This is a genomic window from Mycolicibacterium komossense, assembly GCF_025822605.1.
Classification (GTDB): domain Bacteria; phylum Actinomycetota; class Actinomycetes; order Mycobacteriales; family Mycobacteriaceae; genus Mycobacterium; species Mycobacterium komossense.
Window position 1 is genome coordinate 74,024 of record NZ_JACKTY010000038.1, and the last position, 10,417, is coordinate 84,440.

Below are 10,417 nucleotides of genomic sequence, written 5' to 3' on the forward strand. Positions count from 1 at the left end.
GGATTCACCACATCGACTAAGCGTGTGGACCATTCAACTCCCCGCGCAAAACCTTCGTTCTAATATACGAAAATGATGTTTCCGTCAGGGAGCGCTTTGACGCGCCCAACCACGGTCCCGGCCCGTCTCCTTTCAGCCTGCGCGCTGGCTGCGGCCGGGTTCACCGCGACGATCCCGCTGGCAATGAGCCCGGCGTTCGCGGACGACGCCCTGCATCAGGTCAAGTACACCGTCACATCGTCTACGCCGTACAACGTCGACATCTACTACCGCGACGTTGATCCGCCCAACTGGGGCGAATACAGCCACAACCCTTACCTCTACAGCCCGAAGATCGAAGCCGATATCGGCCCGAATCAGCCGTGGGTCCTCAATGTGGCGCTAGCCGATCCCAACAACTGGGCCATGGTGTCTGCCACCAGCGGATGGTCCTCGGATACCCCCGGCGTGCAGTGCACCCTCGAGGTCGACGGTGTCGTGGTGTCGAAGAACGACGGCCCCAGGGGCGCGCTCTGCTCGATCCGCAACTGGTGAGGTAGAGCAGAGGTCAAGCGTCGCCGCGCTGCCAGGTGCTTTCGCCGTTGGATGCCACGCACATCAGGAACAGGCCGTCGGGCGCCTGCGCCATCGAATTGTCCAAACCTGAGCAGTTCGAGTTCAAGTCCCTGACACCGAGCATGGGCATCGCCCGAAAGTACCGGGGTTCATAACGGCGGGGCGACCCGCAGAACACCAGCCGACCCCATGACGTGGTGCCGTAGACGTAGTACGAGGTGTTCGCGCAGGGTGCCCCCAGAGTGACTCCCGGCGTGATGCCTGGAGTGCAGAACGGGTTGTCACACGCGGCCGGAGCCGGCTCGGCGGCGGCCTGCGGCACCGACACCGCCAGCCCCCCGGCTGTCAGAAGCGCAGCGACAGCTGCCAGGATCAATCGCACGGCACCACTCTGGCATACTCGGAAAGCAAATTCTCGCGTTGGAGAACTTTACTTCGAACTTGCTGTGCGGGAGCGAAAGAGACGTAACGGGAGGTCACCATGGCGCCGAATGCTCCGTCGACACCGCCGGGCGACGGCACCGTCGCACAGTTGCTCGCCGCTGCCGAAGAGGCCGAAGCCGAGGCGGCAGCCGCGGAGGCCGAGAGCCGGGCAGCGGCCGCCAGAGCCCGCGCGATCAAACTCCGCCGGGAAGCGGCGGTGGCGCCGCCTGCCGAACAGCGCGTCGAGGAACCGCCGACCGACCCACCGGTCGACCCACTGCTCGACACGCAGCCAGTCGAACCACCCCGGCGTCACGGAGGCGGTGCCGCGAAGGTTCTCGCGGCCAGCGTCGCCGTTCTGCTCACGTGTGCCGGTGCCGGCGCCAGCGGCTACCTGCTCTGGCACCATCACACCGTCGTACAGCGCGAGGCGAGAACCGCGGAGTTCTCGGCGGCGGCGCGTCAAGGCGTGGTGAATCTGATGACGGTCGACTCCGCACACGCCAAGGAAGATGTTCAACGCTTGCTCGACAGCTCGACAGGCAAGTTCAAGGACGACTTGCAGTCCAGCGCTGACGATCTCACCGATACCCTGGAGCAGTCCAAGGTAGCGATCAAGGTGACGGTGCAGTCCAGTGCGGTGGAGTCGATGAACGCCGATTCCGGGGTCGTCCTGGTCGCGGCACGGTCCGAGGCTGCCGGCGATGCCAAGGAAGCCCGGCCACCAGCAGACTGGCGCCTGGCTGTCACGCTGAACCGCGATGGCGGCCAACTCAAGATGTCCGCAGTCGACTTCGTCTCCAACTGACGGACGACGGGATCAGCGCCAATCGGTGAACCAGGATGCTCGATAGTGTTATTCTCCGGTTTGAGAATGCCACTACCAAGAGCGCCGCTGCGCTGAAACGCGATGCGGCTGAGGAGCTATCGATGGGCGCATTCGCTGCGCAGGCCGGCGCGACAATCGCAGCAGCGGCCCTCTGTGCCGCGGTCGGGGTTCCGGCCGCCGCCACTGCGTCCGAAGGCGACTGGGGAATCAACGGCACCTACATCGCCACCTCGAACGGAGATTGGTCCAAGACCAACGAACAGTTCCGCAACGAAGTCAGTGTCCGCAGCACCTGGACCATCTCCACGACGTGCGCCAACCCCACTGATTGCGTCGGGACGGTCAAAAGCGATCAGGGTTGGACCGCGCCCATCTACGCCAAAGCCGGTCTCTGGTATGTCAAACGGTCCATCCCAGGCTGGGAGCCGTGCCCGGACGGCACCACCGCCGACGGTCTGCAGATGTACCGCTTCTTCGCCGGTGACCCGGAGACCGGGCAGGCTGTCCCGTCCGGGTCCAGCACCTTTCTCGGTGAAGACGTCACCAAATCGGCCAGCGGCTCGTGCGGGATCAACAAGCAGCTCGTCATCAGCATGCCGTTCAAGATGGTCGCCGCCTGAGACGATCGCTCGCAAACACCTTGCGGGACCAGCTAGTTCGGTTTTCACCCGCATAGCTTGACGGGTAGGTCGCCGGGGCACCCAGATCGCGGGTGCCGGTTAGATCGGCAGCATGTCCTTCCACGTCTTCGGTGGCCCCTGTGTGCCCAGATCCGACTGGGTGAACACCTGCCCGCCAGGTGCGGCGTACTGACCGGTCTTCGGGTTGTAGGTGGCGATAGCCACCGACGGGCCGCCAGATCCGTTGCCACCGAAAGCGCTAGGAGCAGCTTGCGGTACCGAGCCGTCGGGGCCCGGCGGCGGGCCGGGCAGCGATCCCGGCTGCGGGGTGTCAGCCGGTGGTGGCGCGTCGGCAGGCGGTGCGCCCATCGGCACGGACAGTCCGGGTACTGGCGCACCTGGCGGCGGCGAATCCGCGGGCGCCCCCGGCTCCCCCACCCCCGGCGGTAACGGCGTGCCTTCCAGCGGACCGTAGATGTTCGCGCTCGGATCGATCCGATCGTCCGGCGGAATCCCCTGGGCGATCAGGTTGGGATCAATCGGCTGCGGACCGAGTGCATGCTGACGCATTGCCAGCGGTACGAAAGGCTGGTCGCTGTTGCAGATTTCAGCGGTCGGGGCCCGTTTCCCCGGCTTGTTCTGACACGGGTAGTTGCGGGTACCGCGGACCGCGATCGGGGAATCCTGCGGGAGCTTGCAGTACAGTCCGTCCGGAGTGTCGATGGTGGTCATATCGGCCGGCGAACGCCACTGCGACGGCGGCAGGAACCCGACGGTACACGGCGACGTGTCACCCATTTCGATCGCGAACTCGCCCAGCGGCATACCACCCGAGTTGCCCTTCGAGACCCCGTAGGTCTGCAGCGCAGCCACCCACGGCGGTAGGAGCACCAGAAGTTGTTCCAGCCCAGCGTGATACGTCACGCCGACCTGACCGATGGAGGTCAGGTTGGCCAACAGCACCGGCAATGTCGGCTTGATCTGGTCGAGCAGTTTCGTCGCCTCTTGGGCCGCGCCGGGCCCGGTGGCCAGGATGTTGCGGAATTGCGAGTCGTCGTTGTTGAACTGCTCGGTAACGCCGGCCAGGCTGCGGGCCCAGGTCCGGATGGCATCGGTGGTCTGCACCTGAGAGTCCAGCAGCGGACCTGAGTCGTCGATCAGCGCTCGGGTCTTATCGGCCGCGGCATTGCTGTCAGCGGCGATCTTGGCTCCGGAGTCCAATAGCGAACCGAGATCGAAGCCGGAACCGCCGAAGGCCGTGTGTGCTTCGTCCAGCAACTGGGTGAGTTTGTCCCCCGGGATGCTGTCGAGCAGCTTGCTCGTCTGGTCGAGCACGGGTCCGACCTGCTGCGGCACCGAGGTGTCGGCGACTGGGATAACCGCCCCGTCCTGCAGGTAGGGCCCGGAATTGGTGCGCGGCTGCAGGTCGACGTACTGCTCGCCGACCGCGGAAATACTGCGGACGGCGGCAATCAGATCAGCGGGGATCTTCGGTGACGTGTTGAGCTCCATCGTCGCCTCGGCACCGTTGTCGGTCAGCGCGACATCGGTCACTTTGCCCATCTGTACGCCGCGATACGTCACGTTGCTGAACTGATAGAGACCACCGCTGTTGGGCAACTGCACCTTCACGGTGTAGCGACCGATGCCCAGCAAGGTGGGTGCCTGGAGGTACACAAAGGCCATGATGGCCATGCCCACCACCGCCGCAATCGTGAACAGGGTCAACTGAATCTTGACGAACCGGGTCAGCATCTAGTTCCCCCCGTTCACTGGTGGCGCATCAGCTGGCGGTGCCTGCGGAGCGGAATTCCCGTTGTAGGGACCCGCGAAGATACCCGTGTTCGTGACCGGCGGGGCCGGTGTCTGACCGAGCATCGTCTCCCGCGGCACGACCGGCAGGATCGGACCCACGTCAGGGGGTGCCGGGGGCATCGCCATCGGCAACGGCGATTCGTCCACCGGAGCGCCGGGCGACCCGGCCGCGGGCGGCGGCGCCACCCCGACACTGAGCGGATCGTAGGTATAAGTCTGATACCAGGGGTCGCCCGGCGCAGGTACCAGCGCCGCATTGTTCTCGCCCCAGCGGGTACCGAGGAACAGACCGCGTTTGAGGCGCGGAATGGTCGCGTCGATCACCGCGAACAGGTTCAGGTAGTCGCCGTGGACGGCGCGATCGACGAAAGACTGGGTGTACGGGAACGTAAAGGCATATGCGAGAAGGAAATCCAGATCCGGGCCGATATCTGCGAGTTCCTTGATCGTGGGCCCGAGATTCTGCAGGTTCTTCACCAGGTCGCCCTGGGTGTCGTTGACCAGGCGCGTCGCGGTGTCGCTGAAGGTGCCGAGTTTCTCCAGCGCAGTGGTGATCCGCGGTTGCTCCTTGACCAGTACGGCCAGAGCCGGCGGTACCTTTTTCAGCGCGGTCGCGATGACATCCTTGTCACCGGCGAACGTGGCGGCTAACCGATTCAGCCCGGTAATGGTGGCATTGATGTTGTCGCGCTGGGCATTCAAGGTGCCGACGAACGTATCGAGCCGGGTGAGCAGATCACGAACCTGCGGTTCGCGACCGTTCAGCGCGGTGCTGAAGTTGTGGATGATGTCGCTGATCTGCCCGAGACCGCCGCCGTTGACCACAGCGGCCAGCGAAGACAGCGTCTGCTCGGTGGTCGGGTAGGTCGACGAGTCGCTCAGCGGGATGGTGGCACCGGGCTGCAATCGACCCTCGGCAGCCTGCCCGATCGGTGGGTTGAGGGCGAGGTGCATCGATCCCAGCAGGCTGGTCTGCCCGACACTGGCCACCGCGTTGGCGGGCACCACCACATCCGGTTTGAGCAGTACCTCGACGTCGGCGTGCCATTGGTCGACCGTCATCTTGCCGACGCTACCCACCACCACATCCGAGATCATCACCGGCGAATTCGATTCCAGCTGAGCAACATTCGCGATCTCTACGTGATAGGTCTGCGCATCCGACCCGCGTCCAACCGCTCCGGGCAGCGGCAGGGTGTTCAAGCCGGAGAACGAACACCCCGACACCAGGACGGCTACACAACTGCCGAGCACCAGCGGTGCCCGCATCCGACTCCGAGCGGTCATGCTGGCGGTGTCCCTTCTGCAGGCAGCGGCGCCCCAGCCTGCGGATCTGCAGGCGGCGGTGGAGCTTCGGCGGGTAACAGGATGTCGTTGATGCCGGGCCCAGCAGCCGGCCCCGGGGGCGGACCGGCGGGCACCGGCGCGCCCGGGTACAGCGCCGGCGACGGATAGAACGGCAGGCGTGACGGCGGAGGCGGCACTCCCGGCGGACCCATTCCTGGCGGCGGGGGCACGTCACCGATTCCGGTGTAGGCCGATACCGACGGCGGAATCTCGGGCGGACTCGGCGGCGGCCCCGCGCCGCCGGGGGCCAGTGCCGGATCGGTGTAGATGAGCCGCTCCGGGCTGGGCGCCGGCATCAGATAGGGATTGAGGTTGACCGGCAGGAAGTTGAAGTTCAGCAGCCGCGCGGCCGGGCCGAGGTACTGCGCACACAGCTTCGCCGTCTCGGGTGCGGTGGTGTTCTCGACGGCGCCGATGGCACCGCAGATGAACTGAACGGGATTCTGGAAATCGGCGAGCGCGAAGGACCCGATGTCGTCACCGGTGTCCGGGTTGTAGATGTTGTAACTGTTCGCGAACGCATTCGGCGCGACGTGGAGCAGATCCTCCAGATCCATCCGGTGATCGACCAGGTTCTTGGTGACGTTGGCCAGGCTCTGGATCTGGTCCGCGGTAGCGTCGCGGCTGCCCGCGATGAAGCGCTGGACCTCGCCGATCGCGACGGATAGATCTTTCAGCGCAGAGTCGAGATCAGACCGGTTGTCGTCCAACACACTTGACAGCGACGCGAGTCTGTTTTGAAACGACACGATCTGGGTGCTGCTGTCCTTGAGAGCGGTGACGAACGTCTGCAGGTTCTTGATGATGTCGACGATGTTGCCGCTGCCGTCGGCGAGAATGCGACCGACGCCGGAGAGCTCGGTCAGCGTCGACCGCAACTTCTCGGCGTTGCCGTTGTCCAGCGCGTTGGCCGTGCTGTCGATGAACTTGCCGATCGAGGTCGTCGACCCGTTGGCCTTGGGGCCGAGATCGGTCGCCAGGCGCATCAGCTGTTCCTTGACCTGATCCCACTCGACCGGGACGGCGGTGTGGTCGATGTTGATGACCGCGCCGTCTTCCATCGTGGGACCACTGGTCCGGTAGGCGGGCGCAAGTTGCACATAACGGGCCGCCACCAGATTCTGCGCGACGATCACCGCCTTGGCGTCCACGGGGATCGGAACGTCGCGATCGATATCGAGAGTCAGCCTGGCCTGGGTGCCGTCTGGCTCGATCGACTTGATGGTGCCGACCTTCACGCCGGACACCCGGACCTCGTCACCGGGATAGACGCCAGTTGCCGAGGTGAAATACGCGGTGATCCGGTTCGGCCCGAAGTACACCTGCCGCACCACAAAGGCCACTCCGGCGACCAATACCACCGCCAGCAGAACCGCCAGCACGGCGGGGCGTCTCTTGCGCATTATCGAGAACCTCCGGGAATGCCGTTGTAGGGCAGCGGCAATTCGGCACGCGGGCCGGCATTGTCGGGTGGCTGTCCAGCGTTGACGCCGCGACGGAAGCCGAATGCGTAATCCAAGAAGGGCTGCAGCAACTGCGCCGGCTGCAGGTTGGGAACGTAGGCCGTGTAGTAAAAGCCGTTGTTGACGGTCTCACCGTTGGTGATCGCGACCTTCGTGAAACCCTTGAGAGTCTTGCCGATGTTGTCGGCGTTCTTCTCCAGCATCCGGTTGACCGACGTCAGCCGCTCCAGGGTGGGCGCCAGCTCTTTCTCGTTCTCGGCCACCAGCTTGGTCAGCTGCTGCGCCACCGCCGAGGTGTTCGCGAGCAGATTGACGATCGCCTGCCTGCGGTCGCTGAGCACGCCGAGCAGATCGTTGGCGTTCAGGATCAGCGTGTTGACCTGCTGGCTGCGCTCCGAAAGGATGCCGGTCACATCTCCTGCGGTCTTGAACAGATCAGCCAGAGTGTCGTTGCGACTGTTCAGACTCTTGGAGAGCCGACTCAGCCCGTCGAAGGTCGGACCCAGTTGCGGCGCAATCTGATCCATCGTCGCCGCCAGGGTATCCAACGACTGGTTGAGTGCGGCGGTATCGGTCCCCTGGGCGTTGGCGGTCAGGTCGCTGACCGCTTCGGTCAGCGAGTAAGGCGACGAGGTCCGCGACGTCGGGATCACGTCGGACTGGCGCAGCGTGCCGCTGCCCGCCGACTCCAGCGTCAGCACCCGCTCACCCAGCAGGGAGCCGGTGCGGATATGCGCAGTGGTCTGCGAGCCCAGTTCGTACTTGCCGTCGGTGGTGAACGAGATCAGCGCATCGCCGTTGACGAGCTTGATATCCGATATCGTGCCGACCTTGATTCCGGAGAGCGTCACGTCATTGCCGACGGAGATACCGCCTGCCTCGGTGAACAACGCCTGGTGGCGAACCGATGTCGCCCACTGCAGCAACCTGGCCGGCTGCAGGCCGACGGCGATCACCAGGATGATCAGAACGCCGCCGATGATGCCGGACCGAATCAGTTGCGATCCACGGTATTTGAGCATTACTCCGAGCACCTCCCCGTCGTCTGTTTGATCCAGGGGAAGACCGCGGTGCGGCCCTGAAGGTCGGTCAACCGCAACGACAGGCCACAGATGTAGTAGTTGACGAAGCTGCCGTAGGCACCGAGCCGGATCAGTTTGCGGTAGTTCTCCGGCGCCTTCTGGATCGCAGTGTCGATCAAGACCTTGTCGTTGTCCAGCAGCGGCGCCAACCGGTTCAGTTCGTCGACGGTATTCGACAGCGGCGGCCTGGCCTGGGTCAGCAGCGATGCCAGCGACGCCGTTCCGTTGTTCAGCGAGCTGATCGCGGCACCGATCGGATCACGTTCCTGCGCAAGGCCGGTCACCAGTTTCTCCAACTGGTCGACAGCGCCTTTGAACTGGGTGCCCTGCCGGTCGAGCGTGCCGATCACCGTGTTCAGGTTGTCGATCAACTGCTCGATCACCTGGTTGTTGTCGGCCAGTGAGCTGGTGAACGACGAGGTGTTGGAGAACAGCGAGTCCAGCGTGCCGCCCTGGCCCTGCAGAATCTGCAACAACGACGACGACAGCGAGTTGACGTCCTGGGGGTTGAGGCCCTGGATCACCGGCCGGAGTCCGCCCAGCAGGAGGTCGAGATCGAGCGCACCGGCGGTCCGGTCGATCGGGATCTGCGCCCCGGCCGGCAGCACCCGCGTGGAGCCTGGCCCGTCGACGAGTTCGAGGTAGCGGTCCCCGACCAGGTTCAGGTACCGCACCACGGCTTTGGTGCCCGTCGTCAACACGATGGTGCGATCGGCGTCGAACTTGACCTCGACCGTCTTGTCCGGCCGCAGCGCGACGTCGTCGACGGTACCGACCCGGATACCGGCCACCCGGACGGTGTCACCCGGCGCCAGCCGAGACGCATCGGCCAGCACTGCCGAATAGTCGTTCGTCGACCCCGTCCGGTACTGGCCGAAGATGAAGAACAGGAACGATGTCAGGACCACCATGATCACGCCAAACGAGGCGAACTTGATGATCGTGCCCCGGGAGCCGGTCATCCGGGTTGTCCTACCTGTGAGGTGTTCCTGGGCGGCCCGTCGAGCGGACCGAACAGGAAGTTCTTCAGGCCCTCCGAGTTGAGCAGGATGCCCTGGTTGCCGTATTGCGCCGGGTTGGCGCCGACGTCGGCGACCACGAACGGCGCATGTTCGTTGAACCCGACGACCGGCAGACCGACGTCCTCGCAATGCGGCCCGCCGGTGGCTGCCACCTTGGGCAGGTTGCCCGGGTACCGGTACCGCTCCACACCGAGGGTGAAGCTCACCGAGACGAGGATGCCCGGATCGGGCAATGGCGGTGACTTGGCCACCGGCGCCATACCCAGCAGGGTGCAGTTCAATGCATGCCGGTATTCGTAGAGCAGATCGGTCGTCGGTGTCAGCAGCTGCAACACGTCGGTCAACGCCTGCCGGTTGTCGCCGACTACCTGATTGCCGGTGTCGGCCAACCCGACCGCACTGATCAGCAAGGTGTCGAGGTTCTGCTGTTGGTCGACGATCGTGTCGCTGAACGTGGAGGCGTTCTGCGCAGTCTTGATCAGGTCGGGGGCGGCATCGGCATAGGCGTTGACAACCGGCGGCACCGCTTCGATGTCACGAGTCATGTTGGGCAGGCTCGGCTCGATCGTGGCCAGCAATTCGTCCAGATCGGTGAAGGTCTTTCCCAGTTGCTCGCCGCGCCCGCTGAGCCCCTCCGACAGCGCGCCCAACGTCTCGTTGAGCTTTGTCGGATCGATCCTGCCCAACAACGTCGTCAACTGCTGGAACACCGTGTTGGTCTCCACCAGCACATGCTGTCCCGATAGGACCTGACCCGGCTGAATGGACTGCGGTGCAGGATCTTTCGGCGCCTCCAGCTGGACGAACTTGGCCCCGAACACCGTGGAGGACGTGATATCCACACCCACGTTGGCCGGGATCAGATGCAGCTGCGACGGATCCATCGCCAGGTGCAACGCGGCTTGGCCGTCGGGCAGCACTTCGATCGACTGCACCTTGCCAACCTGAACTCCGCGCATCTTGACCTTGGCGTCCGGGTTCATCACCAGGCCGGCACGCGGCGAAAGAACCGTCACCGCAACGGTCTTGGTGAACGAGCTGCGGAACAGGCCGATGGCCAGCGCGATGATCAGGCCGATGGCGACAATGGTCGCCAGGCCGGCGAGCGGTGCTGCGTAACGGCGACCTGACTGCTGCCGAAATGCCACTGTGTCCCTCCTTATCCCGACAGGTTGAAGTTGCCGTTGGCGCCGTATACGGCCAGTGAGATCAGCAGGGTCACCGAGACCACGACAATCAGCGACGTGCGCACCGCGTTACC

General features: G+C 64.6%; 10 protein-coding genes and 1 pseudogene. 3 read left to right on the plus strand and 8 right to left on the minus strand.

What is annotated here, in order from left to right; translation table 11 throughout:
* Nucleotides 1-72 precede the first annotated feature (72 nt).
* Complete coding sequence (locus H7J73_RS23895; protein WP_435405568.1) at nt 73-534, plus strand: Rv2576c family protein; 462 nt, start codon at nt 73-75, stop codon at nt 532-534.
* A 13-nt stretch (nt 535-547) separates the two neighbouring features.
* Here the strand turns inward: H7J73_RS23895 and H7J73_RS23900 are convergent, their stop codons facing one another.
* Nucleotides 548-937, minus strand: coding sequence for a hypothetical protein (locus H7J73_RS23900; protein ID WP_264070203.1), 390 nt, complete (start codon nt 935-937; stop codon nt 548-550).
* A 99-nt stretch (nt 938-1,036) separates the two neighbouring features.
* On the opposite strand from H7J73_RS23900, the gene H7J73_RS23905 reads away from it, so the two are divergent.
* Both H7J73_RS23905 and H7J73_RS23910 read left to right on the plus strand, forming a co-directional pair.
* Nucleotides 1,037-1,786: an Rv1363c family protein gene (locus H7J73_RS23905; protein ID WP_264070204.1), complete on the plus strand. Its 750-nt coding sequence runs from the start codon at nt 1,037-1,039 to the stop codon at nt 1,784-1,786.
* Between the two features lie 122 nt (nt 1,787-1,908).
* A complete protein-coding gene (locus tag H7J73_RS23910) occupies nt 1,909-2,427 on the plus strand; it encodes an Rv2253/PknI dimerization domain-containing protein (RefSeq protein WP_264070205.1) in 519 nt (172 codons plus the stop codon).
* A gap of 99 nt (nt 2,428-2,526) precedes the next feature.
* On the opposite strand, the gene H7J73_RS23915 is transcribed toward H7J73_RS23910, so the two are convergent.
* The 7 genes and pseudogenes from H7J73_RS23915 to H7J73_RS23945 all read right to left on the minus strand — a co-directional run.
* The gene (locus H7J73_RS23915; RefSeq protein WP_264070206.1) at nt 2,527-4,182 is read right to left on the minus strand and encodes an MCE family protein; all 1,656 of its coding nucleotides are present in this window, start codon (nt 4,180-4,182) and stop codon (nt 2,527-2,529) included.
* A complete protein-coding gene (locus H7J73_RS23920) occupies nt 4,183-5,529 on the minus strand; it encodes an MCE family protein (protein ID WP_264070207.1) in 1,347 nt (448 codons plus the stop codon). It lies immediately after the preceding gene.
* Nucleotides 5,526-6,992 carry an MCE family protein gene (locus H7J73_RS23925; RefSeq protein WP_264070208.1) on the minus strand — a complete coding sequence of 489 codons (1,467 nt, stop codon included), beginning with the start codon at nt 6,990-6,992 and terminating at the stop codon, nt 5,526-5,528. The genes H7J73_RS23920 and H7J73_RS23925 overlap by 4 nt, the downstream gene beginning before the upstream one ends.
* Complete coding sequence (locus tag H7J73_RS23930) at nt 6,992-8,074, minus strand: MCE family protein (protein WP_264070209.1); 1,083 nt, start codon at nt 8,072-8,074, stop codon at nt 6,992-6,994. Before H7J73_RS23930 ends, H7J73_RS23925 begins: the two co-directional genes overlap by 1 nt.
* The gene (locus H7J73_RS23935) at nt 8,074-9,096 is read right to left on the minus strand and encodes an MCE family protein (protein WP_264070210.1); all 1,023 of its coding nucleotides are present in this window, start codon (nt 9,094-9,096) and stop codon (nt 8,074-8,076) included. Before H7J73_RS23935 ends, H7J73_RS23930 begins: the two co-directional genes overlap by 1 nt.
* The gene (locus H7J73_RS23940; protein WP_264070211.1) at nt 9,093-10,304 is read right to left on the minus strand and encodes an MCE family protein; all 1,212 of its coding nucleotides are present in this window, start codon (nt 10,302-10,304) and stop codon (nt 9,093-9,095) included. The genes H7J73_RS23935 and H7J73_RS23940 overlap by 4 nt, the downstream gene beginning before the upstream one ends.
* An 11-nt stretch (nt 10,305-10,315) precedes the next feature.
* A pseudogene (locus H7J73_RS23945) lies at nt 10,316-10,417 on the minus strand (ABC transporter permease); the annotation flags it as partial.

What these genes read in the sequence shown, in the direction of transcription:
- H7J73_RS23895 (WP_435405568.1), top strand. Translation starts at nt 73, where the DNA reads ATGATGTTTCCGTCAGGGAGCGCTTTGACGCGCCCAACCACGGTCCCG.
- H7J73_RS23905 (WP_264070204.1), top strand. Translation starts at nt 1,037, where the DNA reads ATGGCGCCGAATGCTCCGTCGACACCGCCGGGCGACGGCACCGTCGCA.
- H7J73_RS23910 (WP_264070205.1), top strand. Translation starts at nt 1,909, where the DNA reads ATGGGCGCATTCGCTGCGCAGGCCGGCGCGACAATCGCAGCAGCGGCC.
- H7J73_RS23915 (WP_264070206.1), bottom strand. Translation starts at nt 4,182, where the DNA reads ATGCTGACCCGGTTCGTCAAGATTCAGTTGACCCTGTTCACGATTGCG.
- H7J73_RS23920 (WP_264070207.1), bottom strand. Translation starts at nt 5,529, where the DNA reads ATGACCGCTCGGAGTCGGATGCGGGCACCGCTGGTGCTCGGCAGTTGT.
- H7J73_RS23925 (WP_264070208.1), bottom strand. Translation starts at nt 6,992, where the DNA reads ATGCGCAAGAGACGCCCCGCCGTGCTGGCGGTTCTGCTGGCGGTGGTA.
- H7J73_RS23930 (WP_264070209.1), bottom strand. Translation starts at nt 8,074, where the DNA reads ATGCTCAAATACCGTGGATCGCAACTGATTCGGTCCGGCATCATCGGC.
- H7J73_RS23935 (WP_264070210.1), bottom strand. Translation starts at nt 9,096, where the DNA reads ATGACCGGCTCCCGGGGCACGATCATCAAGTTCGCCTCGTTTGGCGTG.